Source organism: Streptomyces apocyni (assembly GCF_009739465.1).
Lineage (GTDB): Bacteria > Actinomycetota > Actinomycetes > Streptomycetales > Streptomycetaceae > Streptomyces > Streptomyces apocyni.
In genome coordinates this window covers 64,398-89,902 of the sequence record NZ_WHOM01000046.1, presented here as the reverse complement: position 1 = coordinate 89,902, position 25,505 = coordinate 64,398, and the positions used below count along the sequence as shown (strand labels likewise).

The window sequence follows — 25,505 nt, the reverse complement described above, 5'->3', positions numbered from 1 at the left end:
ATGTCTCAGTGCGCGGGCGGGACGGACACGGCCAGGTACAACTCGACGGGCGCGTCGCCGTCGTTGCGGTAGGCGTGCGGGACGTTGGACTCGAAGCTGGCGGACGTTCCGGCCGGTACGGGGTACGGCTCACCGTCCACGACGAGGGTGAGCTCGCCTTCGGTGACCCGCAGCAGCTCGACCGTCCCCGCGGGATGCGGGTCGGACTCGCTCCCGTCGCCGGGCATCAGCCGCCAGGACCAGAGCTCGAACGGCCCCCGGGTCTCGGTGCCGACCAGGAGTTTGGTCCAACTCCCGGCCTCCGTCCACCACATGCGTACGGCCTGCTCCTCGGGCACGAGCTTGACCTCGGGCCCCTGCTCGTAGTCGAGCAGCGTGGTGATGCTGATCCCCAGCGCGTCCGCCAACTTCACCGTGGTGCCCACACTCGGGTTCGTACGGGCCTGCTCGATCTGGATGATCATGCCGCGGCTGACACCCGAGCGGGCGGCCAGCGCGTCGAGGGTGAGGCCCCGTTCGCCGCGCCAGCGCTTGAGGCTGCGGGCGAGTGACTGGGTGAGCTGGTCGAGATCCGACACATTCCGTCCAATATTTTGGATGCGATAGTTCACTACAATGCACTACGGTGTGGTACACCCGAAGGTTCACCACACTGTACTGCGAGGTTCCCCTCATGACCGCTCTGCTCGCCCTGGCCACCAGCCTCCTGTGGGGGCTGGCCGACTTCGGCGGCGGGCTGCTCACGCGACGTACGCCCGCGCTCACCGTGGTGGTCGTCTCCCAGTGCATCGCCGTGGCGGTGCTCGGGGCGATCGTGCTCGCGACCGGGGCCTGGACCGAGGCGGGGCCGAAGCTGTGGTTCGCGGTGGCGGCCGGTGTGGTGGGCCCGGTGGCGATGCTCGCGTTCTACAAGGCGCTGGCGCTCGGGCCGATGGGCGTCGTCTCGCCGCTCGGCTCGCTGGGGGTGGTCGTCCCTCTCGGCGTCGGCCTGGTGCTGGGTGAGCGGCCCGGGCTGCTGCAGTTCGCGGGGATCGGCGTGGCGGTCGCGGGGGTGATGCTCGCGGGTGGGCCGCAGTTCCGGGGGGCTCCGGTGCAGCGGCAGGCGGTTCTGCTGACCCTGGTCGCCGCGTTCGGGTTCGGCTCCGTGATGGCGCTGATCTCCGAGGCGTCGACGACGCTCACGGGTCTGTTCCTCGCCCTGTTCGTACAGCGGGTCGCCAACGTGGTGGTGGGCGGTGGCGCGCTGTACGTGTCGGTGCGGCGCGGCGGGCGGGCGCTGCCCGAGGACGGCGGTCTCGCGGTTATCCGCGCCTCGCTCCCGGCGCTCGCGTTCGTCGGGCTCGCCGATGTGGCCGCCAACGGCACCTATGCGATCGCCGCGCAGAACGGTCCGGTCACCGTGGCCGCCGTACTGGCCTCGCTCTATCCCGTGGTGACCGCGCTCGCCGCACGTGGCGTCCTCAGCGAGCGGCTGCGCCCCATCCAGGCGACCGGCGCGGGGCTGGCGCTGATCGGCACCTTGCTGCTGGCGAGCGGCTGACGGGGCCAGGCCGGGCGGCTACGACCCGGCTGCCGACCGGTCCCCCGGCGCCGTATCCGGTACGTCGCCCGACGCTCCGCTCGCCGTCAGCTCGTCCGGCAGCTCGTCCGGCAGCTCGGCAAGCGCTTCGACCGGCAGTTCGGCCAGCGCCAGCAGTTCCTCGGACGTGACGCCCTCCGGGATCGGCACCGGCGCCGGAGTACGCAGCGGCGGCTGCCAGCCGTCCGCCGGGGTCCAGCGGCGGACCACCCGCGCGGGCGCCCCGGCCACCACAGCGTGGTCGGGCACCTCGCCACGTACCACCGCGCCCGCCGCCACCACGACGTTCCGGCCGAGTCGCGCGCCCGGCAGGATCACCGCGTTGGTGCCGACCCAGCAGCCGGGGCCGATCTCCACCGGCTCCATCCGCGGCCACTGCTTGCCCACGGGCTGGTGCGGATCGTCGTAACTGTGGTTCGTGGACGTGACGTACACCTGCGGGCCGAAGTAGCAGTCGTCCCCGACGGTCACCGTCGTATCGGCGATGACATGGCTGCCACGGCCGAGCACCACGCCGTTGCCGATCCTGAGTATGGGGTCGGGCCCGAGGTCCAGGTCGGGCATCATCCCGGCGGTGAGCGTGACCTGCTCGCCCACGATGCAGTGGTCGCCCAGCTCGATCCACGGCTCGCCGAACACCGTGCCCTGCGGAAACGCCAGCTTCGTTCCGGTGCCGATCGCGCGGAAGCGCAGCCTGCCGGGCCGCTCCGCGGTCACCGCGCCCGCTCGCCGCACCCAGCGCCAACCGGCCTGGACCGCGCACGTCACCAGGCGCCGCCGCCGTGCGGCCAGCGATGAGAACACGTTCCTGTACTTCGGCACTCGCACACGGTACTCAGCGCCGATACGAGGCGCGGGCGGAGCGGGCTGTGATCTTCACCCCACCCGGGTCGGCGGGCGGGACGCCGGGTCGCTTACGGTGCCAGTGGGCGTGACAGGCGTACGGGCACCGTATGGCACGGCACTGGCAACAAGGAGAAGCAATGGCAGAGCGGGCGTTGATCGCGGGAGTCGGCGGCAAGGACCCCGAGGTGGACCCGGAGGCCTTCACCGCCCCCACGTCCGTCGTGATCGGCGAGGTGACGCTGCGCCCCGGCGCGAGCCTCTGGTACCACGCGGTGCTGCGCGCCGACTGCGGCCCGATCGTGCTCGGCGCCGACAGCAACATCCAGGACAACTGCACCGTCCATGTCGACCCCGGGTTCCCGGTCACCATCGGCGAGCGCGTGTCGGTCGGCCACAACGCCACGGTGCACGGCTGCACCGTCGAGGACGACTGCCTGATCGGCATGGGCGCCACGGTGCTCAACGGCGCGGTGATCGGCGCCGGTTCGCTGGTCGCGGCCCAGGCGCTGGTGCCGCAGGGGATGCGGGTGCCGCCCGGCTCACTGGTCGCCGGTGTGCCCGCCAAGGTCAGGCGGCCGCTGACCGAGGAAGAGCGCGAGGGCATCAAGGTCAACGCGGCGATGTACACCGAGCTGGCCAAGGCGCACCGCGCGGCTCACGAAGACGCGGACAGCGCGGACTGATCGACGCGGACCGGGACCTGGACCTGGACGCGGACCTGCTCGCTGAGTCGCAGATCGCGGGACGAGGCACCCACCCACACCGTGCGCGGCCCCGTCCCCAGCACCCAGCCGTGACGTGCGGTGTCCCACGAGGACAGGGTCCGGCGCGCGACCCGTACGGTGATCCGGCGCCGCTCGCCCGCCTTCAGGGCGAGCCTGCGGTATCCGGCGAGGGTCCGCTCGGGCTGGTCGACCCGCAGGTCGGGGGACGGGCCCAGGTAGACCTGGGCGACCTCGACGCCGTCGCGGACACCGGTGTTGCGCACGGTGAAGCTGACGGCGAGGCCGCCGGTCGGGGCGAGACCGTCGGTCGCCGGGTGCGTCGCCAGATCCTCGTACGCGAAGGTCGTGTACGACAGGCCGTGCCCGAACGGGAACAGCGGCGGCACCCCTTCGGCGTCGTACCAGCGGTAGCCGACCCGTACGCCCTCGGAGTACTCCTCGACCCCGTCCACACCCGGATACCGGCGCGGGTCCCCGGCCATCGGATGCGCCTGGTCGTCGGCCGGGAAGGACTGGGTGAGGCGCCCGCCGGGGTCCGCGTCGCCGAACAGGACCGCGGTGGTGGCCGCCGCGCCCTCCTGTCCCGGGTAGTACATCTGGAGGACGGCGGCGGTCCGCTCCAGCCACGGCATCGAGACCGCCGACGAGGTGTTGAGGACGACCGTGGTCCGCTCGTTGACGGCCGTCACGGCCTCGATGAGCCGTTCCTGGTGTCCGGGGAGCGCGAGCGTCGTACGGTCCTGGCCTTCGGTGGCGTCCTCGTAGGCGAAGAGCACGACGCTGTGCGCGGCGCGCGCGACCCGTACCGCCTCGGCGACATCCTGGGCCCGGCTCGCTCCGGTGACCTGCCGCAGCCGGAAGAGCTGGCCGGTGTCGCCGCCCCGCGCGGTGATCTGGAGCCGGTGCCGTCCGCCGTCGAGGGCGAGGGTCTTGCGGCGCACGGTGAGCCCGTCGGGCGCGGTCGGCAGCAGTCCGCCGTTGAAGAGTTCAGCGAGCCCTTCGGCGAGCGGGAAGAGTTCCTCGCCGTTCAGCCGGACCTCGGGGCGCTCACCCGAATAGTGGACGACGAACGTCCACTCGTCCTCCTCCCCGGTGGTGAGGGTCCCGTCGTACTGCCAGGTCTCCCCCGGCCCGACCCCCTGCCCCTCCGGGGCGAACCCGGAGGTCAGTGCGGCAGCGGGCAGCGGCTTGCCGTAGAGGTCCTCGCCCAGCGCGTACGTCACCCGCGCGGCGCTGCCCGCGCGTTCGGTGAGGGCGTCGAGCGGGCTGTCGGCGTGGTCGGGGACCACATGCGCGCTGCCGCCCCCGCTGACGAAGGGGACGGACCCGGTGGGCCCGACGACGGCGATGTGCTGGGCCGCGCGCCCGGCCAGCGGCAGGGCGCGGCGCTCGTTGCGCAGCAGCACCGCGCCCGCCGTGGCCACCTTGAGCGCGGTCCGTGCTCCGGCCTCGGCGTCCCGGGCGGGCCGTGCCGGGGCCGTGCCGTCCAGCAGCCCGAAGCGGTCGAGCACCGCCAGGACCCGGCCCACGGCACGGTCCACGGCGGCCTCGGACACCTGGCCGTCCCGCACGGCGTCCCGCAACGCGACGCCGAAGTGGACGTCGCTCGGCATCTCCATGTCGAGTCCGGCGTCGAGCGCGGCGACGGTGCTGTGTGCCGCGAACCAGTCGGTCATCACCCAGCCGTCAAAACCCCAGTCGTCGCGCAGCAGATCGCTGAGCAGGGCCCGGCTTTCGCAGGCGAAGGTGCCGTTGACCTTGTTGTACGCGCCCATCACGGCACCGGTCCCGGCGGCGACGGCGGCCTCGAAGCCCCGCAGTTCGGTCTCGCGCATCGTCTGCTCCCCGGCGACCACGTCGAGGGTCATCCGGTCCTTCTCCTGGTTGTTCAGCGCGAAGTGCTTCACGGTGGCGATGAGCCCGGCGTCCTGGATGCCCCGGATCTCCTCGGCCACCAGGTCAGCGGCGAGCAGCGGGTCCTCGCTGAACGTCTCGAAGTTCCGCCCTGCGTAGGGGGTGCGGATGAGGTTGACCATCGGTGACAGCAGGACGTCCTGGCCCAGCGCCCGCCCCTCCCGGCCGATGACCTGTCCGTACTCGCGGGCCAGCGCGGGGTCGAAGGCGGAGGCGAGCAGCACGGGCGCGGGCAGCGCGGTGGCGTGCTCCCTGACCCGTACGCCCCCGGGGCCGTCCGCGAGCCGCAGCTCGGGGATGCCGAGGCGGGGCACGCCGGGCACGTATCCGGCCTGGCCGAGGCTCCGCGGGTCTTCGGCGCCGTGCAGCAGCGAGATCTTCTCGTCGAGGGTGAGCCGGTCCAGCAGCGCGGTGACGCGCGGGGGGCGGGAGGGGCGGGAGGGTCCGGCCGTCGCGGGCGAGGCGCTGGCGAGACTCGCGCCCGTGGCTGCCGCGATCGCGGTGCTCAGCAGCCGTAGCGCCGACCGCCTGGACACGGTGTCGGACATAAGCCGTCCTTCCTGCTGACCGTCTCTGTCCTTCGGTGGACACTCCGATCGTGACGGAAGACCCACCACACGAAACGGCGGACGCGCCGACCGCCCCGGAGGGGTTCGGTCGGCGCGTCCGCCGCTGTGTATCCGTGCCGCTGCTGAGCCTGTCTCAGCTGTTGGGACGCAGAGTCCAGGTCACGGTCATCTCGCCGGTCACTGCGCCGTCCTCGCGCTGGATGGCGATGGCCACTGGGAACTCCGGGCGCTGACCCGCGTCCAGCTCCGCGACCACGTCGGCCGCCGGACGGCCGAGCGTCGCGGTGGCGGTCACCGGCCCCATGGCCAGCTTCTTGTACGCGATGTCGGCGCTGACCGCGAGCGGTACGGCCCGCGAGAGCTGGTCACCGAACGCGGCGATCACGATCGCGCCACTCGCGGACTCGCCCAGCGTGAACATGGCGCCAGCGTGCGGGCCACCGACGTGGTTGTGGTAGTCCGGCTGGTCCGGCAGTCGGAGCACGGCACGCTCCGGGGTGGTCTCGATGAACTCGAGGTTCAGGGTCCGGGCCATCGGCACGGTGGCGGCGAGCATCTCGCCTATCGACATCTGGTCAGCGCTCATGGCGGCGATGTTACCCACCAGTAGGACGTCTTGACCATCCCCTCACATCCTTGGAACAGGTGTACCAAGCCCGTCACAAGGCGGGGGCGGCGATGGAACCCCGCTACCCGGCCCTCTATCGTTCTCGCCATGTGGCCAGGACAGCAGCCGCCCGGGGGCGAGCAGAACCCGCAGGATCCGAATCAGAATCCCTACCAGCAGCCGGGATACCAGCAACAGAACCCGTACACGCAGCCGGGCTACCAGCAGCAGCCCGGCACGCAGCAGCAGCCCGGCGCCCAGCCGCAGGGTCCGTGGAACGCGCCGACGACCCCGATGGGCGCCGTCGCCAAGCCGCCGGGTGACGACCGCAAGAAGACGACGATCATCGCCATCGTCGCGGCGACCGCGGTCGTGGCAGCGGCGGGCGTGACGGGGTACCTGGTGCTCGGCGGCGATGACGACGACAAGAGCGACACGGCCAAGCCCAAGGACGACCCCAAGCCCTCGGCGACCGCGCCGAAGGACCCCACTCCGGAGGCTTCGCCAACGGAGTCGGAGGAGGAGGAGAACCCGCGCGGCACCGAAGACCTGAAGCCCCAGATCAAGGGCTGGAAGGTCGTCGTCAACCCCAAGCACGGCACGGCCTTCGACGTTCCGGCGGACTGGGAGATCGACTCGCCCGGCATGATCACCGGATACGAGAAGACCGACGCCAAGGCCGGGGACAAGCCCCTCATCGTGATGTCGGCTCCCGCGTACTACAAGAGCGAATGGTGCGGCGACGACCCGGACAAGGACGGGAAGACCGACTACACCCGCCTGGCCGCGACCGGCACCAAGGGCGCCAACGGCGCGAAGAGCACCGCCGACGCCGCTGAGAAGCAGGTGCCCTGGTGGGTGTACGGCGGCTACACGCAGCCGGACAAGAAGAGCATCACGTACGACAAGAAGGCCAAGCCCTACACCACCACAGCCGGTATCAAGGGCAGTTACGCGTGGGCCCGGTCGAAGGACACCCCGCAGAACGGCAAGTGCGACACTGACGGCAAGGCCATCGTCTTCGGATTCAAGAACGCCAAGGGCGACTACGTGGCCTGGAGCCTGCACGGCGCGACCGGCGTCGACGACGAGCTGCCGGACAAGGACATCATGAAGATCATGAGCACCGTCCGCCTCGCCGATCAGGACTCCGACGACTCCGAGTAGGACAACTACTCGCGCTCGCCCGGAAAACGGTTTGGCAGGACCGGATCTTCTGGCGATAGTTCCCTGGTGGACCAACCAGAGAGCGCCGCACCGTTATCGCACCGGCCTTCCTGGGCTGGCCGCAACTACACCCTGCTGGCCGCCGCCGCGGTCGTGACGAACCTGGGCAGCCATGGGGCGTTGATCGCGGCGGCGTTCGCCGTTCTGGAGGCGGGCGGGAGCGGCGGTGACGTCGGCCTGGTGGCCATGGCCCGTACGTTGCCGCTGGTGCTGTTCCTGCTGATCGGCGGGGCGGTAGCGGACCGGCTGCCGCGGCACCGGGTGATGGTCGCCGCCAACGCGCTGAACTGCGTGTCCCAGGCGGCGTTCGCCGTTCTGGTGCTGTCGGGTGAGCCACGGCTGTGGCAGATGATGCTCCTCACCGGGCTCGGCGGCATGGGGCAGGCGTTCTTCAATCCAGCGGCCGAGGGCATGCTGCTCTCCACCGTCACCGGCGAGCAGGCCTCGCGCGCCTTCGCCGTCTTCCGGATGGCCGTGCAGGGCGCCGCGATCGGTGGTGCCGCGCTGGGTGGCGCCATGATCGCGGCGATCGGTCCCGGCTGGGTACTCGCCGTCGACGCGGCGGCGTTCGCCGTCGCCGCGGTGCTACGGGCGTTCCTCGACGTCAGCGGCATCCCCCGGCGCCTGCCCGGCGGCGGGATGCTCGCCGATCTACGGGAGGGGTGGCGGGAGTTCGTCGGCCGGGCCTGGCTCTGGTCGATCGTCGCGCAGTTCTCGGTGGTGGTCGCGGTGGTGGGCGCGGCCGAGGCGGTGTACGGGCCGCTGGTGGCCCGGGACTCGCTGGGCGGCGCTGGCCCGTGGGGGCTTGCCCTGGCCGCGTTCGGGGCGGGCACGGTCGGCGGAGCGCTGCTGATGATGCGCTGGAAGCCCAGGCGACTGCTGCTGATCGGCACACTGTGCGTGTTCCCGCTCGCACTGCCGTCGGCGGCGCTCGCGGTTCCGGTGCCGGCGGGAGTGCTGGCCACGGTGATGTTCGTGAGCGGTGTCGCCATCGAGGTGTTCAGCGTGTCCTGGATGACGGCGCTGCATCAGGAGATTCCGGAGGAGATGTTCTCCCGGGTGTCCGCCTACGACTTCTTCGGGTCGCTCGCCATGGTGCCGCTGGCGACCGCGCTGGCGGGTCCGGCCGAGTCCGCCTTCGGGCGCGCGCCCGCGCTGTGGGGCTGCTCGGTTCTGGTCGTGGTGGTCACGGTGGCGGTGCTGTTCGTTCCGGACGTACGGAATCTGACGCGCCGTACGAAGGACGTCGCGCGGGCCGACCGCCCCGCCCCCGCGTCAGCCGATGCTGAAGGCGCCGCCCGGGGGCTCGGGTGAGGGCACGGCGTCCTCGTCCCGTACCGGCGCGGCGTTTCCGATGAGCCTGCGCAGTGGCTCGCCCCGCGCCACCCTGGCCGGGAAGGCGTCGGCGGCGGTGCGGCGGGCCAGCTCGGTCGTGTCGAACTCGTGGTGCGCGGCGAGCAGTACCGCGTTGCCGAAGCGGCGGCCGCGCAGGACGCCTGGTTCCGCGATCAGCACGAGGTGGGCGAACACCTGCTGGAACGTGGCGAGTTGGGACCGGAGGAAGGTGAAGGGCGCGCCGTCGGCGAGGTTCGCCGCGTAGAGGCCCGTGGGGCGCAGCACCCGCTCGGCCTCCCGCGCGTACGCCAGCGTCGTCAGGTGCGCGGGCACCCGGGATCCGCCGAAGACATCGCCGATCACGACGTCGGCGCTGCTGTCCGGGGCCGCCGCGAGCCAGCCGCGGGCGTCCGCGCCGTGGGTACGGACACCGGCCGCCGGGTCGAGCGGCAGGTGCTCGGCGACGAGGGCGAGCAGCGCGCGGTCCGCCTCGACGACGTCCTGGCGCGAACCGGGCCTGGTCGCGGCGAGGTAGCGGGGCAGGGTCAGCGCGCCGCCGCCCAGGTGGACGACGTCCAGGGGCTGGTTGGGTTCGGCCACGGTGTCCAGGACGTGGGCGAGCCGACGCGCGTACTCGAACTCCAGGTGGGTGGGTTCGTCCAGGTCGACGTAGGACTGGGGCGCGCCGTCGACAGTGAGGAGCCAGGCGCGTGCCCGGTCCACGTCGGGCATCAACTTGGCTGTGCCCTGGTCCACGGCACGCGTCACGGGTATCGGTTCGTCCACCGGTCCATTGTGCCGGGCGTGTGTGCCGGGCGGCGCCGCTGTGCCCGCCCTCCACCGGAGAGCGGGCACAGCGGGCGGTACGGGACTGACCAGTCCGGGCCTGCTCAGCCGACCTCGGTCACGGTGCCCGCGCCGACGGTGCGACCGCCCTCGCGGATCGCGAAGCCGAGCCCCGCCTCAAGCGGCACGTCCCGGCCCAGCTCGACGGTGAGCGTCACGGTGTCGCCCGGCCGGGCGAGGGCCAGCTCGCCGAGGTCGACGTCGCCGACGACGTCCGCCGTACGGATGTAGAACTGCGGGCGGTAGCCGGTGGCGATCGGCGTCGTACGGCCGCCCTCCTTTCCGGACAGGACGTACACCTGGGCGGTGAAGCGCCGCGCGGGGATGACGCTGCCCGGTGCGGCGACGACATGGCCGCGCCGTACCCCGTCCCGTGGCACGCCGCGCAGCAGCAGCGCGACGTTGTCCCCGGCCTCGGCCTGGGCCATCGGCTTGCCGAAGGTCTCCAGACCGGTGACCACCGTCTCGGTGTCCGCTCCCAGGATCTCCACGCGGTCCCCGACGCGCACGGTGCCGCGCTCGACGGCCCCGGTCACCACGGTTCCGCGCCCGGTGATCGTGAGGACGTTCTCCACGGACAACAGGAACGGCGCGTCGGTGTACCTGACGGGCATCGGGACGTACGTGTCAACGGCGTCCAGGAGCGCCTCGATCGCCGTGGTCCAGCGCGGGTCCCCCGCCAGGGCGCGCAGCCCGGAGACCCGTACGACGGGCGCGCTGTCGCCGCCGTAGCCGTGCGCGGTGAGCAGCTCGCGGACCTCGAGCTCGACCAGGTCGATGAGCTCCTCGTCGCCCGCGTCCGCCTTGTTGAGCGCGACGACGATGTGGTCGACGCCGACCTGGCGGGCGAGCAGGACGTGCTCGGCGGTCTGCGGCATGATCCCGTCCAGCGCGGAGACGACGAGGATCGCCCCGTCGAGCTGCGCGGCGCCGGTCACCATGTTCTTCACGTAGTCGGCGTGGCCTGGCATGTCGACGTGCGCGTAGTGGCGGGTGTCGGTCTCGTACTCGACGTGCGAGATGTTGATGGTGATGCCGCGCTGGGCCTCCTCCGGGGCCCGGTCGATGCGGTCGAAGGGCACGAAGGTGCCGGAGCCGCGCTCGGCGAGGACCTTGGTGATGGCGGCGGTGAGGGTGGTCTTGCCGTGGTCGACGTGGCCCATGGTGCCGATGTTGAGGTGCGGCTTGGTGCGTACGTATGCCGTCTTGGACATGGTGAATTCCCTGCGTTCGCGGTGCTGGAAGCGTGAGCGGGGACCCCGGAGCCTTGCCGACCCTCCCCCTGCGGGGTCCGCCGGACGTTCCGGGAAGGGTCAGCTTCGGGCGCCGTCGAGCAGGACGGCGGCAGCCTTGGCAGCGTCCGCGACTGCGGACGGAGCTGCGAGGAAGGCGTGCCGGAACATGTCAGCGATCATCGCGGACCGCCGCGCGGGGGTCGAATGGTTTTCCCCGTACCGGCAGTTCGGAGGACGGGACCTGGGGTGCGGGGCGGATCCGGGGGGGGTGCGGGGCGGGGCCCATGGGGCGCGGGGCAGGGCCCATGGGGCGCGGGGCAGGGCCCATGGGGCGCGGGGCAGGGCCCATGGGGTGCGGGGCAGGGCCCATGGGGTGCGGGGCGGGGCCCATGGGGGTGAGGAGACGCATACGGCGATCACACGTTCGGGTCGGCTACTCTCCTCTGATGCTCGCCCCCGTCCCCCGGCCCGCGCCCACGGGCCTCGCCACGCGCTGTGCTGGCGTACTGCTCTCACCCTGGTCTCGGCTCGCCCTGCTCACGGTGCTGCTGGCGTCCGCGGGGGCGGCGGTGCTGCTCTTCGAGCCGCAGCGGCTCCTGGTGGACGGCTGGCCACCACGGGTGAACGGCGCCGCGGCGGTCGTCTTCTTCGCAGTGGCGTACGGCGTGTGCACGGTGGCGTTCGTGCCCCGGCCGCTGCTCAACCTCGCGGCGGGCGCGCTGTTCGGCTCCCAGGCGGGTCTGGTCGGGGCGCTCGCCGGTACGGTGATCGGCGCCGGTCTCGCCTTCGGTCTGGGCCGCGTCCTGGGGCAGGAGGCGCTCCGTCCACTGCTGCGCGGCCGCTGGGTGCGCGCGGTGGACGGCCAGCTCAGTCGGCATGGCTTCCGGTCGGTGCTGGCCGCCCGGCTGTTTCCCGGGGTGCCGTTCTGGGCCGTGAACTACTGCGCCGCGGTCTCCCGGGCGCGCTGTGAGTCCTTTCTCCTGGCCACCGCTCTGGGGTCGATCCCCAACACCGCCGCGTACGTGATCGCGGGCAGCGAGGCGACCACCCCGACGTCGCCCGTGTTTCTGATCGCGATGGGTTTCATCGCGATCACCGGGCTGTCCGGGCTGGTGGTCGCCTGGTGCAAGCGCCACCGCCTGCGGAGTCCACGCTGACCGCTGTGGGAACGGGTACTCGGGCGGGGCCAGGGGGCTCGTGCGGTACTCACTTTTTCGGACGGTACGCTGCGCACCGGCGGGGTGCCGAGCGTCCCCGTACCTGCACCTGAACCTGACCACATTCCGCACGGCGTCCGGCCCGCGTGCGCACGGGCCGACGCATGACCAATCCGGGACGGCACAAGCCCCATGAGCTGGTTCGAATCATTCATCCTCGGACTCGTCCAGGGGCTCAGTGAGTTCCTCCCCATCTCCTCCAGTGCCCACCTGCGGCTGACAGCCGCCTTCGCGGGCTGGGAGGACCCGGGGGCCGCGTTCACGGCGATCAGCCAGATCGGCACCGAGGCGGCGGTGCTGATCTACTTCCGTAAGGACATCGCGCGCATCCTGAGCGCCTGGACCCGCTCCCTCACGGACAAGGCGATGCGCGGTGACCACGACGCCCAGATGGGCTGGCTGGTCATTGTCGGCTCGATCCCGATCGGCGTGCTCGGACTGACCCTCAAGGACCAGATCGACGGCCCGTTCCGCGACCTGCGGCTGATCGCCACCACCCTCATCGTCCTCGGCGTCGTCCTCGGCATCGCGGACCGGCTCGCGGCCCGCGATGAGACGGGCGGCAGGCACCGCGCCGTCAAGCAGCGCAAGACCCTCAAGGACCTCGGCGTCAAGGACGGCCTGATCTTCGGCTTGTGCCAGTCGATGGCCCTGATCCCTGGTGTCTCCCGCTCGGGCGCCACGATCAGCGGCGGCCTGCTGATGGGCTACACGCGTGAGTCCGCGGCCCGCTACTCCTTCCTGCTGGCCATCCCGGCGGTGCTCGCCTCCGGCGCGTACGAGCTGAAGGAGGTCGGCGATGGCCATGTCTCGTGGGGCCCGACGATCTTCGCGACACTGGTTGCCTTTCTGGTCGGATACGCGGTCATCGCGTGGTTTATGAAGTTCATTACGACCAAGAGCTTCATGCCCTTCGTCTACTACCGCATCGCCCTCGGCCTGGTCCTGTTCGCCCTGATCGGCACCGACGTACTGAGCCCGCACGCGGGCGAGTCGGCGGACTGAGCGAAAACGGGCACCGAGCGTTCCAAACCTCCATGAGGCCAAGGTCACAACCGCGTAGAGGTAGGGCTGGTTGGTACGGAAACCCCCTGGTCAGCGGCGCGCGCGGCAGCAAAACGGGGTGGCTGGGGCCCGAAACGGCGGAGCGGACGGTCAGACTCCGGCCCTAGGCTCTACGTCATGCCCCCGAAACCTGAGCCCTGTCGTTCCGTGCGGTCCGCCGACGTCGTGAACGAGCAGATCCGCGCCCTGTGGACGCGCGCGGGTGGCCGCCTGGGCACGGATCAGCGGCGGGAGTACGAGCGGCTGATCGCGGAGTGGGCCGCGGCGGTGCGCCACGAGAGCGCCCAGCCGCCCGCCCGTCGGCGTACCCCCCGGGGCCCCAACCGCCCGCGTCGGGTGATCGACACCGCCACCCGGCGCTGATCGTTCCGGTGTCACGGGACAGGTCTTTCGGACCGTTCTGCCCTCGAATCTGATCGCCAACCCCCGAATCTGATCAACAACGTCACAGGTGCGCCACGCGCCTCCCGTTCCCCTGTGACCACAGCCGTCCGTGCACCACACTCCCCCGTCTGAACCACATAGACGGAGGAACCAGCGTGACGTCACGTCGTACGAACATATCCGTCGCTCTCCCGGTAGTCGCGGCCCTGGCCGCGCTCGGCGCCTGCGCCGCACCCGACGACGCCAAGAACCCCGCGACGCCCGGCTCCTCAGCCTCGGCCCAGGCCGCCGCCTCCGCCGCCCCGCCCCGTCTGGACGACCAGACGGGCAACCAGCTGAACGTCGCCGCCACCGCCGCCCGCGAGGCCGGGTTCACCCCGTCATCGCACGACTCCAGCGACCAGAGCCGCACCCCGCTGCGCCCCTCGGGCTGGACCGTGTGCTTCGAGGAGCGCATGGCGAAGACCGTCGACTTCGGGGTGGTGAAGGCCAAGGAGCCGTGCCCCAAGCGGGACAAGGGGCCCCTTCCCTGGCCACGGCTGCCCGACCTCGTCGGCCTCACGACCGATCGCGCCACCGACGCGCTGCGGGACGAGGGCATCGACTCCGCGACGGTCCACGTCGTCAGCCCGTACAAGGACGTCACCGTCCCCGCGAAGACAGGCGACTGGGAGATCTGCTCGACCGATCCCCAGGCTGGCGCCGACGTCACCTCCGCCCTCCGCGTCGTCGAGGCCGAGGCCGTCAAGGCGGGAACCTCCTGCCCCAAGACCAGCGGCGGCTACCTGGACCCGGCCAACGACCCCGCCTACACCCCGCCCCCCAAGCCGAAGCCCGCGCCGAAGCCCACCCTCACCCAGCCAGCACCCGCGGCCCCGTCCGCACCCGCCCCGGCCCCCGCGCCCGCCCCGCAGCCCAGCCGCACGACCGAAGCTCCTGCCCCCGCCCCCGTCCAGGGGGTCTGGCCCGGTTCGTTCTGCTCGGAACACGGGGCCTACGGACGGACCGCCAAGGGCACGCTGATGCGGTGCACGACCACGGCCACCGATGACCGGTACCGCTGGCGGGCCGCCTGAGTCGCACCCATTCAGGCCTGATCGCGGCAAGGCCCTTGGCGCGGGGCCCGCGGCGGACAACACTGAGCCGATGACACAGCGTGTGGACCTTGCGACCGTGATGGACCGGCTGGCCATCGACGCTTTGATCACCGACTACGCGATCACCGTCGACGACGGCGACTGGGCGGCCTACCGGTCCCTCTTCAGCCCGGACGGTCGTGCGGACTACCGCTCGGCGGGCGGCGTCGAGGGCGCCGCCGACGAGGTGGCCGAGTGGCTGGCCGGCACCGTGGGGCGGTTCCCGATGCGGCAGCATCTGATCGCCAACCGGAGATTCCACCTGGAGATCGTGGACGGCGACCTCGGGGACACCGCCCAGGTCCAGGCCGACTACCTGAATCCGATGCGGATGGGCGGGGCGCGCGAGGACGACTCGGCGCCGGACTTCGAGTGCGGCGGACGGTACGCGTTCTCCGTGCTGCGTACGGGTATCGGCTGGCGGATCAGCCGCGTCGTCGTGCACGAGAAGTGGCGCCGCCCATACCAAGCCGCCCCCGCGGCCGACTGAACCCACGCCGATGGGTACCCGCGGCGACCAGCGCGTCCCCCGGCCGACGCGCCCTGTCGCGGTGTCGCGCCCGGCGCGCACACTGGACCTAGTACGCACCGGGCGTCCGGGGGCGAGGAGGCGCGGTATGGACGTCGCTGTCGGCCGGTGGGCGAGACCGCTCGCCAGCCCCTGGTGGCGAGGCTGCGCCGCCCTGGTCGCCGGGGCCCTGCCCGCGCTGGCGTTCCCCGCGCCGTCCTGGTGGTGGTTCGCGTACGTCGCGCTGGTGCCCTGGATGCTGCTCGCGGCCTCGGCACCCACCGGGCGCCGGGCCGCGCTGGACGGCTGGCTCGGCGGGGCCGGGTTCATGTTCGCGATGCACCACTGGCTGCTGCCGAACCTCCATGTGTTCACCGTGCTGCTCGCCGTGCTCATGGGGCTGCTGTGGGCGCCGTGGGGCTGGCTGGTGCGGCGGCTGCTCGGCGGACGGCCCTCAGCTGGCCGGGGCGCCGCCGCGCTGCTCGCGGTGCCGTCGGCCTGGCTGGTCGTCGAGCTGGTCAGGTCGTGGGAGGGGCTTGGCGGCCCCTGGGGGCTCCTCGGCTCCAGCCAGTGGCAGGTCGAACCGGCGCTGCGGCTCGCCTCGGTGGGCGGCGTATGGCTGCTCAGTCTGCTGATCGTGGCCGTCAACACGGCCGTCACCGTGCTGATCGCGCGGCCCCGGGCCCGTACGCCCGCTCTCGCCGGGGTCTGCGCGGCCGCCGTCGCCACCGTGACGGTCTGGTTCTGGTCGCCGCGGCCGCAGCCCGCTGACCCCGTGCGGATCGCGCTGGTCCAGCCCGGCGTCGTACACAGCGCCAACGAGCGCTTCGCCCGTGGGGAGGCGCTGACCAGGACCCTGACCGAGCGGGACGTGGACCTGGTGGTGTGGGGCGAGAGCAGCGTTGGCCACGACCTCACGGACCGGCCCGACCTGGCCGGGCGGCTCGGTGAACTGTCGCGCGAGGTGGGCGCCCCGATCCTGGTCAATGTGGACGCGCGGCGTTCCGACCGGCCCGGGATCTTCAAGTCATCGGTGCTGGTCGGGCCCGACGGACCCACCACGCAGCGCTACGACAAGATGCGGCTGGTCCCCTTTGGCGAGTACGTGCCCGCCCGTGGGCTGCTCGGCTGGGCGACCTCCGTCGGTGAGGCGGCCGACGAGGACCGCAGGCGCGGTCAGGCGCCCGTGCTGCTTGACGTGGCGGACGGGCTGGTGGTGGGGCCGCTGGTCTGCTTCGAGACGGCGTTCCCCGACATGAGCCGTCATCTGACGCGCGAAGGCGCCCAGGTACTGGTCGCCCAGTCCGCGACGTCGACCTTCCAGGGCAGCTGGGCACCAGAGCAGCACGCCTCGCTCGCGGCACTGCGGGCCGCCGAGAACGGCCGCCCCATGGTGCACTCCACGCTCACCGGGATCTCCGCCGTGTACGGCCCGAGCGGTGAGCGGGTCGGGGACCAGCTCGGCACCGACACCCGCACGGCGGCCGTGTACGACGTACCGCTCGCCTCGGGCAGCACCCTCTACGTACGCTTCGGCGACTGGGCGGTGTACGGGGCACTCTCGGTGCTGGCCGTCCTGGGCGCGGTGGCGGGTGTACGGGCTCTCAAGACCCCTGCTCCAGGGCCTGCTGGACAATCCGCTCACACAGCTCATGGGTCAGCAGAGCGTCCTGGGCGCTGAGCGTCATCCCGGCCCGTACGGAGTCCAGGAAGGCCAGCACGATCTGCTCGATGCCGCGCTGCCTGGCGACCGACACCCAGTCGCCGCGCCGCCGCACGCTCGGCTGGCCCTTGTGGTCCACGATCTCGGCGAGGTTGCGCACCTCCCGCTTGGTGTCCTGGCCGGATACCTCGAGGATCTCCTCGGCCGAGCCGCTGAGGCGGTTCATCATGCCGATCGCGGTGAAGCCGTCTCCCGCGAGCTGCAGCACCACATGGTGCATCAGGCCGTCCTTGACGCTGGCCCGCACCCCGATGTCGTCGACGGCGCCTGGCGCGAGAAAGCGCAGGGTGTCCACCACATGGATGAAGTCGTCGAGCACCAGCGTGCGCGGGTCCTCGGGCAGCCCGACGCGGTGCTTCTGCATCAGGATGAGCTCGCGCGGGTGCTCGACACACTGGGCGTAACCCGGCGCGTAGCGGCGGTTGAAGCCGACGGCGAGGCTGGTGCCACGCTCCTCGGCGAGCCGTACGAGCCGCTCGGAGTCGGCGATGTCGTACGCCAGGGGCTTGTCGACGTAGGTGGCGACGCCCGCTTCGAGCAACTGGGTGACGATCTCGGGGTGTACGGCGGTCGGCGCGTGCACGAAGGCGGCGTCCAGGTCCTGGTCGAGCAGGGCGTCCAGGCCGGTGTGGCACCGCGCGTCGGGCAGATGGTAGGTGGCCGCGACCCGGCCCAGGGTCGCGGGGGAGGCCGTGTGCAGGTGCAGTTGGACACCCGGCAGTGTGCTGAGTACCGGCAGATAGGCCTTCTGCGCGATGTCCCCGAGCCCGATGCAGCCGACCTTCACGTCCGTCTCCCTGCTGTCACTGGCGTTCCGCTTTCGCGGCATTCGCAGCATACGTGGCTTGCGGCGGGCACCAGTCGACGATGCCGTCGAAGGCGGGCAGGACGCGGGTGTACGAGGTGAGGGCCGGGCCGAGGTCGGCGGTGGGGGCCGCGTGGAGGGCGGGCCGCGTCAACACGGCGCGTCACTCGTGCGGGGCACATCCCTGCCCGTCCGCCCGCCAGGAGGGGCTCAAGGCACCAGAGTGGCGCGGATGCACCGAACGACAACTACCGCGGCTCTGCTGGTGACGGTGGCGGCGTCGGCCGTCTCCGGCTGCGTCACCGTGGCAGGGCAGCCCGGGGCGCGGGTCCCGTCCCCCACGGCGACACCGCCCGCCGCGCCCCTTGCCCGGGACACGGAGCCGCACGAGGTACGGGCCCCCGCCCTTGAGGCACTGGAGCTGATCGTCCCCACGCACCAGGCAACACCCGAGGCTCGGGCCACCGGAGCCACCTCTGAGCGCCCTGCGTCCTCCGCGCCCGCCGGTCCCGCACAGCCCGCCGCGCCCGGTCGCGCCACGTCCCGCCCCGACACGTCACCCACCGAGAAGCGGGGCCCCGCGAGCATCCCGGGGAAGGCGGGTCGCCCACCCCTGCCCACGCACGTACCGGACATCCCCGGACTCACCGTCGCGCCTCCCGGACAAGGCAAAGGCCACGGCCAAGGCAGGGGCAAAGGCCAGGGGCCGCTGCCCGGGGGTCCGCCCACCTGGGCCGGTCTGTGCTCGGTCGGTGAGCGGTACGGCGGCTGGCCCGCCGACAGCCCCCAGGCCCGCATCTGCCGGGAGACCTACGGCCGCTGACGGGGCGGCCCGGCGGATCCGCCGGGCTCCCCCAGCTCCCCGGGCCCCTTCGTCCCCCGCTCACTTCTGAGCCTCAGCTCCAGTCGCTCGACGGCCGCCCGGACACCGTCGCCGTACGGGTCGTCCCCCAGGACGCCGAGTACGCCGCGGGCCTCCCGCAGATGCGTGCGCGCCTCCTGCTCACGGCCGAGCTTCACATAGTCGGCAGCGAGGTTGAGGTGCAGCGAGGGGTAGAACGCGCGCACCGCGAGTGACTGGTGGTGCTCCTCCAGCCGCTCGTCGGTGAGCACCTCGGCGGCGGTCAGCGCCCGCAGGTCCCAGGCCAGCTCGTCCGCCGGATCATCCTGCGTATCGGCCATGTAGTGCGCGATAGTGCAGCGGTGCAGGGGGTCGCCGTCCTCGCCGACCTCGGTCCACAGCTCAAGGAAGCGGTTCCGCGCCTCTTCCCGGTCACCGGCGTGGTGCAGCATGATCGCCTGCCCCGCCCGGGCCATCACGGGGTCCTGCGCCGCTTGCTCCTGCTGCTCTGCCACTACGTCCTCCACACCCAACCATCTACGACCGGCGATCACCGATGACGCTAACCGCCGCCACGGACAATCCAGGGCAGGCACGGGGCGCCGGGACCGTCAGGCCACCGGCCGGACTCAGGTCGCCGACTGGACTCAGGTCGCCGACTGGGCCAGGTCAGGGATGCGCCAGTCGATCGGCGCGTGCCCCTGGGCCGCCACCGCCTCGTTGATCTGAGTGAACGGCCGGGAGCCGAAGAACTTCTTGGCAGACAGTGGCGAGGGGTGCGCGCCCTTCACCACCACATGCCGCTCGGTGTCGATGAGCGGAAGCTTCTTCTGCGCGTAGTTGCCCCACAGCACGAACACGGCGGGATCCGGCCGCTCGGCCACCGCCCTGATCACCGCGTCCGTGAACTTCTCCCAGCCCTTGCCCTTGTGGGAGTTGGCCTCTCCGGCCCGGACCGTCAGCACCGCGTTCAGCAGCAGCACGCCCTGCCGCGCCCACGGCAGCAGATAGCCGTTGTCCGGGATCGGGGTGCCGAGCTCGGCGTGCATCTCCTTGTAGATGTTCCGCAGGGAGGGCGGGGTCTTCACCCCGGGACGTACGGAGAAGCACAGGCCGTGCCCCTGACCCTCGCCGTGGTACGGGTCCTGGCCGAGCACCAGCACCTTGACCTGGTCGTACGGCGTGGCCTCCAGGGCGGCGAACACCTGCTCGCGCGGCGGATACACCGGGCCCTGCGCCCGCTCCTTCTCGACGAACTCGACGAGTTCGTCGAAATAGGGCTTGTGCAGCTCGTCGCCCAGGACCCCGCGCCAGGACTCGGGGAGCAGGTCAGTGTCGGTCACGTCAACAACCTCCGGTATGCGGTCACTTGCGGTGAGAGCCCGTCCAGCTCTCACCGCAGAACCTACCGTCCGGCACTGACAACGCCCTGCGAGCCGAGTCCGGCCCCCGCCACCAGCGCCTCCGCCACCGTCGTCGTCGCCGCCGCTACCAGCTGGTCTTCCGCTGCAGCTCCCACATCATCATGATCGTCGACGGGTCCAGGGCACGTTCGCCGCCCGCGATGTCGTCGCTCGCCGCGATGTACTGCTTGCCCTGCCACAGCGGCAGCAGCCGCACGTCGTCCACGAGGATCTCCTGCGCCTCCTCGATGTACTCGCTCACCGCGCCCCGGTCGCTCTCCTGACGGGACTTGGGCAGCAGCTCATCGGTGATCTTCGGGGCCGGGTACGGCGTGCCGAGGGCGTTGCGCTCGCCGACGAAGGGCGCGATGAAGTTGTCCGGGTCCGGGAAGTCAGGGGACCAGCCACGCCCGAACACCGGGTACTCGCCCTCACGGTACCCCTGTTCGTACTCCTTCCAGGGGCGGCTCTTGAGCGTCACCTTGAAGAGCCCGGTCTTCTCCAGCTGCCGCTTGAGCTCCTCGAACTCCGCGCGCGTGACCGAGCCGTAGCGCTCGGTGGTGTACCAGAGCGTGAGCGGCACGACCTCGTTGATGCCCGCGTCCGTGAGGATCTTCTCCGCCTTCTCGGCGTTCGGCTTGCCGTAGTCCTCGAGGAAGCCGTTGGTGTGGCCGGTGAGGCCGGTGGGCACCATGGAGTACAGCGGCTCGACGGTGTCCCGGTAGATGTTGTGCGCGATGGCGCCACGGTCGACGACCTGGGCGACGGCCTTACGGACCGCGGGCTTCTTGGACCAGGTCTGCTCCAGGTCGAACACCAGGTAGCGGATCTCCATCCCGGCGCCCTCGACGAGCTGCAGGCCGTCCTTGGAGTTCTTGTCCTGGAGGGCGACGACGTCCTCAGGAGCCAGCCCCCTGAAGGCCACATCGACCTTCTTGGACCTCAGGTCGGCGAGCATCTCGGCCGAGTCCTGGAAGTAGCGGATGGTGACGGCGTCGTTCCTGGGGGTGGCCCGTCCCTTGTAGCGGGAGTTGCCCGACAGCTCGGACGACTTCCCCTCCTCGTAGGAGTCGAGGACGTACGGCCCTGATCCGGTGACCTTGCCGTCCTCGCGGAGCCTGTCGGCGGGGTACTTCTTGGGGCTCACCAGGGACATGGCGGGGGTGGCGAGCACGAAGGGGAAGGTGGCGTCGGCCTCCTTGAGGTGGAAGACGACCTCGTGGTCGCCCTTCGCCTCCACCCGGTCGAGGTTGCCGAGCAGCCCGTCGGGGCCACCCTTGACCGCGATCGTCTTGATCCGGTCGATGGAGTGCTTCACCGCGGCGGCGTCCAGCCGGTCGCCGTTGGAGAAGCTCAGGTCCGTACGGATCTCACAGCGGTACGTACGGCTCGACGCGTCGGTGAAGCCGCACTCCTTCGCCGCGTCGGGCTCGGGCACCGAGCCGCCGGTCGGGAAGCTCAGCAGGGTCTGGTAGACGTTGCGGAACAGCTCCCAGGAGCCGTCCCAGGCGGCCGCGGGGTCGAGCGTACTCGGAGCGCTGGTAGTTCCCACGACAATGCGTTCGCCGTCGCCGGAATCGCCCGACGAGAGCACTCCGCATCCCGTAAGCAGGGATATGGACGCAACTGTCGCAGCTACCTGCAGACATCGGGTCCGGTTGAACACGCGCACGCTCCTCGATCGGCCACGCCAAGAGTGGCCAGACGATACCGCAGTGCCCCACCGGGTCCGTTGCGCAGGCCCGGCGGGGCACGTGATGTGGGAGAACGTCGCCTTCGGGGTGTTCGAGGCGTACGTGCGGTTCGTCAGCCGACACCCGCATTGAGGAACATGCCGCCATCCACCACGAGTGTCTGCCCGGTAATCCAGTCCGACTGGTCCGAGGTCAGGAACGCGGCCGCGCCCCCGATGTCCGCGGGCACCCCGAGACGGCCCAGCGGATAGGCCGCCGCCGCCTCGTCCTCACGGCCCTCGTACAGCGCCTGGGCGAACTTGGTCTTCACCACCGCGGGCGCGATGGCGTTGACCCGTACCCCCGGCGCGAACTCGTGCGCCAGCTGGAGCGTCAGGTTCACCATGGCCGCCTTGCTCATGCCGTACGCGCCGATGAAGGGCGAGGCCGAGACACCGGCGATGGAGGCGATGTTGACGATCGCCCCGCCGTGCTCGCTCTGCCAGGCCTTCCAGGTCTGCTGGGCGAAGCCGAGCGCCGACACGACATTGGTCTCGAACACCTTGCGCGCGACGTTCAGGTCGAGCTCGGCGATCGGCCCGAAGACGGGGTTCGTCCCGGCGTTGTTGACCAGGAAGTCGACCCGCCCGAAGGCCTCCATGGCGCGCTCCACGGCTACGGCCTGGTGGGCCTCGTCGTGCGCCTTCCCGGCGACGCCGATCACCCGGTCGGCGCCGAGCTTCTCGACGGCCTCCTTGAGCGCGTCTTCGTTGCGCCCGGTGATGCACACCCGGTCGCCACGCGCGACGAGCGCCTCGGCGATGCCGTAGCCGATGCCGCGGCTCGCGCCGGTGACCAGCGCGGCCTTTCCACTGTCCTGCACTGTCATGATCCGTCGTCCTTTACGAGCTTTAGGAGCCTTACGCGTACGAGCTTCGGGCAGCACGTCAGCCGAGCGGTCAGTCGAGCGGCCCACCGGCCACGTAGAGCACCTGGCCGGAGACAAAGCCCGCCGCCTCGCCGGTGAAGAAGGCGATGGCGTTCGCGATGTCCTCGGGCTTGCCGACGCGCTGGACGGGGATCTGAGTGGCCGCCGCGGCCTGGAAGTCCTCGAAGCCCATGCCCACCCGGTCGGCGGTGGCCTTGGTCATCTCGGTGGCGATGAAACCGGGGGCGACGGAGTTGGCGGTGATGCCGAACTTGCCGAGTTCCTTGGCGAGGGTCTTGGTGAAGCCCTGGAGTCCGGCCTTGGCGGCGGAGTAGTTGGCCTGGCCCCGGTTGCCGAGCGCGGAGGAGCTGGAGAGGTTCACGATCCGGCCGAAGCCCGCGTCCACCATGTGCTTCTGACAGGCCTTCGCCATCAGGAACGCGCCGCGCAGGTGCACGTTCATGACCGTGTCCCAGTCGGACGCCGCCATCTTGAAGAGCAGGTTGTCGCGGAGTACGCCGGCGTTGTTGACGAGGATCGACGGGGCCCCGAGCTCGGCGGCGATCCGCGCGACGGCCGCCTCGACCTGGGCCTCGTCGGAGACGTCGCAGCCAACGGCGAGCGCCCTGCCACCCGCCGCGGTGATGGTCTCGACTGTGTCCTTACAGGCTGCCTCGTCGAGGTCGATGACGGCGACGGCGCGGCCTTCGGCGGCCAGTCGTACGGCGGTCGCGGCGCCAATGCCTCGCGCGCCGCCGGTCACGACGGCGACGCGCTGCTCGGTGGTGGACATGCTGGTTCTCCTCGCCCTTGATACGGCTCTCACGGCACGCCACGATGGTGAGCGACCGCTTAGTACCTTCAGCAGACTGTGACGCTAGAAGCCCTGGCACCCGGTGTCAACGGCCCACCGGGTGCGGGCGTCGAGCCAGCGGGACCTCAGCCCCTCAGCGCACGAGCAGGTCGAGGAGGCGCTCCACCTCCGCCGCGGGGTCCCGGGTCAGCCCGGTGTGCACCGGTCCCGGCTGGACGACGGTCGAGCGTGGGGCGACCAGCCAGCGGAAGCGCCGCCCGGCGTCGTCGCGGGCGGCCTGCCCCGCCGCCTCGCCGCCGTGGCAGACGCCTTCGACGGCGCGCAGCGCGGCCCGTACCCCGGCGACGTCCGCGTGCGGGTCGAGGGCCGCCAGCTTGGCCTCGTCGAGGTGGGTGCGGGCTGCCACGAAGGTCTTGGCGCGGCAGTAGACCACCACGCCCGCGTTGAACTGCTCGCCGCGCTCCACGCGGGGTACGACCCGCAGCAGCGCGTACTCAAAGACATGACGCTCACTCACTTGGCGCCGCCCCCGCTCTCAACCGTGCTGTCGGCCTTGGTGTCGGCGCTGTCGGCGCTGTCGGCCTTGCTCGTGGCGTGCGGCCAGGGCGCCAGGTGGTCGGTCAGCCAGCCAGGCGCCCGCGACGCGGGCCGCTCGGTACGCGGCCCCAGGGTGATCCGGTCGGGCAGCCCCGCAACGCGCGCGTGCAGCACGGAAACGTACGCCCGTCGCAGCTCGTCGGGATGGTCAAAGCCCGGCTCGTCGACCAGCCAGACGTCAGGGACATCGGCGACTACCTCACTGAGGAGGTCCGTGGAGACGCGCGGCGCGAGCTCGGCGGCCGCGGCGGCGACATCGGGCCCGAACGGCGCGAGGACATGGTCGGAGGCGTCGTAGGGCTTCGCGGCCGCGGCCTCCGCGGTGCGCCAGTTGTGGTGCCAGATCATGCTCGCGCCGTGGTCGATCAGCCAGAGGTCACCGTGCCAGACCAGCATGTTCGGGTTGCGCCAGGAGCGGTCGACGTTGTTGACCAGCGCGTCGAACCACACGATCCGTCCCGCCTCGTCGGCGGTCACCTCGTAGGCCAGCGGGTCGAAGCCGATCGAGCCCGGAAGATAGTCCATCCCCAGGTTGAGTCCCCCACTCGCCTTGAGGAGCTCCTGCACCTCCTGGTCCGGCTCCCCGAGCCCGATCACCGGGTCCAGCTGAATCCCCACCAACTCGGGCATCCGCAGCCCGAGTCGCCGCGCCAGCTGTCCGCAGATAACCTCCGCGACAAGCGTCTTGCGCCCCTGCCCCGCTCCGGTGAACTTCATGACGTACGTGCCCAGGTCGTCGGCCTCGACGATCCCGGGCAGCGATCCGCCCTCACGTAGTGGTGTGACGTAGCGGGTCGCGGTGACTTCTGTCAGCATTTCCCCAGGCTATACGGCCTGACCCCCTACAAATCCACGGATCGGGGTCAGCGCCGGACAACCTGGGGAATCACGCCGGTCGCCCCTGGGGGGAATCTGGGGAGTTCTGGCCGACGGCCCGCTCCCCGAGCAGACCGTCGATCGCAGCCCGGCCCAGTTCCCAGTCTCCGGCATGAAGTGCGCGTAGTAACCGAGCGCGATCGATGGCGACGAGCGGTACTTGTCGTGGTCGTAGCCGCGGTCGCCGAGCACGACGTCAGGGCGGCGCCGGGGTCGGCCGCACTTCAGCGCCCGGATGTGGGGGCCGTCGACCGCCGCCCTGGAGAGGTCCAGGGCGTCCGCGCCGCGGAGCTTGGCCAAGAGTGTCTCGTGGAGCCGAGGCCACACACCGGCCTCGGTCCACGGTTGGAGTGCTCGTCCTTCGCGCACAGCGTCCAGGGAATGCCCGTACCAACTATGCGGTCATGCGCTTTCGGTTCCGTCCACGCCCTCATCCTTGAGGCGCTTCGCTCTGCAGGCTTTGTCCACTTCGACTGCCAGCGCGAAGAGCGAAGGAGAGACCTCGATCAGCTCCTTCAGCATTTCCCATAATGGCATTTCACGTCTCCTTGCTTGTGATCCGACCTCTCCAAGGTTCTCGCTAAGGAGGGGTGGACTTGAAGCAAAGATTTGTGACGTCCGGTTCGATGTGAGACAGGTGCTTCTACTGACA

Annotated in this window: 27 protein-coding genes and 1 pseudogene; 11 read left to right on the top strand and 17 right to left on the bottom strand. The window is 71.2% G+C overall.

What is annotated here, in order from left to right; translation table 11 throughout:
• Nucleotides 1-5 precede the first annotated feature (5 nt).
• Entirely contained in the window at nucleotides 6-578 is a 573-nt protein-coding gene (locus GCN81_RS12110) for a helix-turn-helix domain-containing protein (RefSeq protein WP_156724552.1), read from the bottom strand.
• A 95-nt stretch (nucleotides 579-673) separates the two neighbouring features.
• On the opposite strand from GCN81_RS12110, the gene GCN81_RS12105 reads away from it, so the two are divergent.
• The gene (locus GCN81_RS12105) at nucleotides 674-1,540 is read left to right on the top strand and encodes a DMT family transporter (RefSeq protein WP_156724551.1); all 867 of its coding nucleotides are present in this window, start codon (nucleotides 674-676) and stop codon (nucleotides 1,538-1,540) included.
• A gap of 18 nt (nucleotides 1,541-1,558) precedes the next feature.
• Here the strand turns inward: GCN81_RS12105 and GCN81_RS12100 are convergent, their stop codons facing one another.
• On the bottom strand, nucleotides 1,559-2,401 hold the full coding sequence (locus tag GCN81_RS12100; RefSeq protein ID WP_156724550.1) for an acyltransferase: 843 nt from the start codon (nucleotides 2,399-2,401) through the stop codon (nucleotides 1,559-1,561).
• Nucleotides 2,402-2,562: 161 nt separating this feature from the next.
• Between GCN81_RS12100 and GCN81_RS12095 the strand changes: the two genes are divergently transcribed.
• Nucleotides 2,563-3,108, top strand: a complete 546-nt coding sequence (locus GCN81_RS12095; RefSeq protein WP_156724549.1) for a gamma carbonic anhydrase family protein — start codon at nucleotides 2,563-2,565, stop codon at nucleotides 3,106-3,108.
• On the opposite strand, the gene GCN81_RS12090 is transcribed toward GCN81_RS12095, so the two are convergent.
• Together GCN81_RS12090 and GCN81_RS12085 are read right to left on the bottom strand one after the other, a co-directional pair.
• Nucleotides 3,081-5,612 carry a beta-glucosidase gene (locus GCN81_RS12090; RefSeq protein ID WP_156724548.1) on the bottom strand — a complete coding sequence of 844 codons (2,532 nt, stop codon included), beginning with the start codon at nucleotides 5,610-5,612 and terminating at the stop codon, nucleotides 3,081-3,083. The two genes, GCN81_RS12095 and GCN81_RS12090, sit on opposite strands and share 28 nt — an antisense overlap.
• Before the next feature lie 154 nt (nucleotides 5,613-5,766).
• The gene (locus GCN81_RS12085) at nucleotides 5,767-6,219 is read right to left on the bottom strand and encodes a DUF4442 domain-containing protein (protein ID WP_156724547.1); all 453 of its coding nucleotides are present in this window, start codon (nucleotides 6,217-6,219) and stop codon (nucleotides 5,767-5,769) included.
• Between the two features lie 129 nt (nucleotides 6,220-6,348).
• On the opposite strand from GCN81_RS12085, the gene GCN81_RS12080 reads away from it, so the two are divergent.
• Together GCN81_RS12080 and GCN81_RS12075 are read left to right on the top strand one after the other, a co-directional pair.
• Nucleotides 6,349-7,407 carry a hypothetical protein gene (locus tag GCN81_RS12080; RefSeq protein WP_156724546.1) on the top strand — a complete coding sequence of 353 codons (1,059 nt, stop codon included), beginning with the start codon at nucleotides 6,349-6,351 and terminating at the stop codon, nucleotides 7,405-7,407.
• Between the two features lie 66 nt (nucleotides 7,408-7,473).
• On the top strand, nucleotides 7,474-8,781 hold the full coding sequence (locus GCN81_RS12075; protein WP_156724545.1) for an MFS transporter: 1,308 nt from the start codon (nucleotides 7,474-7,476) through the stop codon (nucleotides 8,779-8,781).
• Here the strand turns inward: GCN81_RS12075 and GCN81_RS12070 are convergent.
• Together GCN81_RS12070 and tuf are read right to left on the bottom strand one after the other, a co-directional pair.
• The gene (locus tag GCN81_RS12070) at nucleotides 8,743-9,588 is read right to left on the bottom strand and encodes a spermidine synthase (RefSeq protein ID WP_156724544.1); all 846 of its coding nucleotides are present in this window, start codon (nucleotides 9,586-9,588) and stop codon (nucleotides 8,743-8,745) included. The genes GCN81_RS12075 and GCN81_RS12070 overlap by 39 nt on opposite strands.
• A 104-nt stretch (nucleotides 9,589-9,692) precedes the next feature.
• Entirely contained in the window at nucleotides 9,693-10,862 is a 1,170-nt protein-coding gene (tuf, locus tag GCN81_RS12065; RefSeq protein WP_156724543.1) for an elongation factor Tu, read from the bottom strand.
• 467 nt (nucleotides 10,863-11,329) lie between these two features.
• Between tuf and GCN81_RS12060 the strand changes: the two genes are divergently transcribed.
• The 6 genes from GCN81_RS12060 to lnt all read left to right on the top strand — a co-directional run bounded on the left by GCN81_RS12060 (nucleotide 11,330) and on the right by lnt (nucleotide 16,874).
• Complete coding sequence (locus tag GCN81_RS12060) at nucleotides 11,330-12,040, top strand: TVP38/TMEM64 family protein (RefSeq protein ID WP_156724542.1); 711 nt, start codon at nucleotides 11,330-11,332, stop codon at nucleotides 12,038-12,040.
• Between the two features lie 192 nt (nucleotides 12,041-12,232).
• The gene (locus tag GCN81_RS12055) at nucleotides 12,233-13,105 is read left to right on the top strand and encodes an undecaprenyl-diphosphate phosphatase (protein ID WP_156724541.1); all 873 of its coding nucleotides are present in this window, start codon (nucleotides 12,233-12,235) and stop codon (nucleotides 13,103-13,105) included.
• A 177-nt stretch (nucleotides 13,106-13,282) separates the two neighbouring features.
• Nucleotides 13,283-13,528 (top strand): hypothetical protein, encoded by a 246-nt coding sequence (locus GCN81_RS12050; protein WP_156724540.1) that lies wholly within the window; start codon nucleotides 13,283-13,285, stop codon nucleotides 13,526-13,528.
• Between the two features lie 176 nt (nucleotides 13,529-13,704).
• On the top strand, nucleotides 13,705-14,625 hold the full coding sequence (locus GCN81_RS12045) for a PASTA domain-containing protein (RefSeq protein WP_156724539.1): 921 nt from the start codon (nucleotides 13,705-13,707) through the stop codon (nucleotides 14,623-14,625).
• 70 nt (nucleotides 14,626-14,695) lie between these two features.
• Nucleotides 14,696-15,175: a nuclear transport factor 2 family protein gene (locus tag GCN81_RS12040; protein WP_156724538.1), complete on the top strand. Its 480-nt coding sequence runs from the start codon at nucleotides 14,696-14,698 to the stop codon at nucleotides 15,173-15,175.
• Nucleotides 15,176-15,302: 127 nt separating this feature from the next.
• On the top strand, nucleotides 15,303-16,874 hold the full coding sequence (gene lnt, locus GCN81_RS12035; RefSeq protein WP_156724537.1) for an apolipoprotein N-acyltransferase: 1,572 nt from the start codon (nucleotides 15,303-15,305) through the stop codon (nucleotides 16,872-16,874).
• Here lnt and GCN81_RS12030 read toward each other — a convergent pair.
• Nucleotides 16,798-17,703, bottom strand: a complete 906-nt coding sequence (locus tag GCN81_RS12030; RefSeq protein ID WP_156724536.1) for a Gfo/Idh/MocA family protein — start codon at nucleotides 17,701-17,703, stop codon at nucleotides 16,798-16,800. The genes lnt and GCN81_RS12030 overlap by 77 nt on opposite strands.
• Nucleotides 17,704-17,719: 16 nt before the next feature.
• Nucleotides 17,720-17,878, bottom strand: coding sequence for a hypothetical protein (locus tag GCN81_RS12025; protein WP_156724535.1), 159 nt, complete (start codon nucleotides 17,876-17,878; stop codon nucleotides 17,720-17,722).
• Between the two features lie 75 nt (nucleotides 17,879-17,953).
• Between GCN81_RS12025 and GCN81_RS12020 the strand changes: the two genes are divergently transcribed.
• Complete coding sequence (locus tag GCN81_RS12020) at nucleotides 17,954-18,544, top strand: hypothetical protein (protein WP_231626659.1); 591 nt, start codon at nucleotides 17,954-17,956, stop codon at nucleotides 18,542-18,544.
• On the opposite strand, the gene GCN81_RS12015 is transcribed toward GCN81_RS12020, so the two are convergent.
• The 9 genes and pseudogenes from GCN81_RS12015 to GCN81_RS32710 form a co-directional block, all read right to left on the bottom strand.
• Entirely contained in the window at nucleotides 18,532-19,077 is a 546-nt protein-coding gene (locus GCN81_RS12015; protein WP_231626658.1) for a hypothetical protein, read from the bottom strand. The two genes, GCN81_RS12020 and GCN81_RS12015, sit on opposite strands and share 13 nt — an antisense overlap.
• 132 nt (nucleotides 19,078-19,209) lie before the next feature.
• The gene (locus GCN81_RS12010) at nucleotides 19,210-19,905 is read right to left on the bottom strand and encodes a uracil-DNA glycosylase (RefSeq protein WP_156724533.1); all 696 of its coding nucleotides are present in this window, start codon (nucleotides 19,903-19,905) and stop codon (nucleotides 19,210-19,212) included.
• Nucleotides 19,906-20,050: 145 nt separating this feature from the next.
• Nucleotides 20,051-21,631 carry an ABC transporter substrate-binding protein gene (locus GCN81_RS12005; RefSeq protein ID WP_197287586.1) on the bottom strand — a complete coding sequence of 527 codons (1,581 nt, stop codon included), beginning with the start codon at nucleotides 21,629-21,631 and terminating at the stop codon, nucleotides 20,051-20,053.
• Between the two features lie 140 nt (nucleotides 21,632-21,771).
• Nucleotides 21,772-22,527, bottom strand: a complete 756-nt coding sequence (locus tag GCN81_RS12000) for an SDR family oxidoreductase (protein WP_156724531.1) — start codon at nucleotides 22,525-22,527, stop codon at nucleotides 21,772-21,774.
• Nucleotides 22,528-22,597: 70 nt separating this feature from the next.
• Entirely contained in the window at nucleotides 22,598-23,359 is a 762-nt protein-coding gene (gene fabG, locus GCN81_RS11995) for a 3-oxoacyl-ACP reductase FabG (protein ID WP_156724530.1), read from the bottom strand.
• A gap of 154 nt (nucleotides 23,360-23,513) precedes the next feature.
• A complete protein-coding gene (locus GCN81_RS11990) occupies nucleotides 23,514-23,897 on the bottom strand; it encodes a DUF3037 domain-containing protein (protein ID WP_156724529.1) in 384 nt (127 codons plus the stop codon).
• Complete coding sequence (locus GCN81_RS11985; RefSeq protein ID WP_156724528.1) at nucleotides 23,894-24,793, bottom strand: HipA family kinase; 900 nt, start codon at nucleotides 24,791-24,793, stop codon at nucleotides 23,894-23,896. The genes GCN81_RS11990 and GCN81_RS11985 overlap by 4 nt, the downstream gene beginning before the upstream one ends.
• 273 nt (nucleotides 24,794-25,066) lie before the next feature.
• Nucleotides 25,067-25,210 (bottom strand): annotated as a pseudogene (locus tag GCN81_RS32315) (IS5/IS1182 family transposase); the annotation flags it as partial.
• A 45-nt stretch (nucleotides 25,211-25,255) separates the two neighbouring features.
• The gene (locus GCN81_RS32710; RefSeq protein ID WP_267904575.1) at nucleotides 25,256-25,390 is read right to left on the bottom strand and encodes a hypothetical protein; all 135 of its coding nucleotides are present in this window, start codon (nucleotides 25,388-25,390) and stop codon (nucleotides 25,256-25,258) included.
• Between the last annotated feature and the right edge of the window lie 115 nt (nucleotides 25,391-25,505).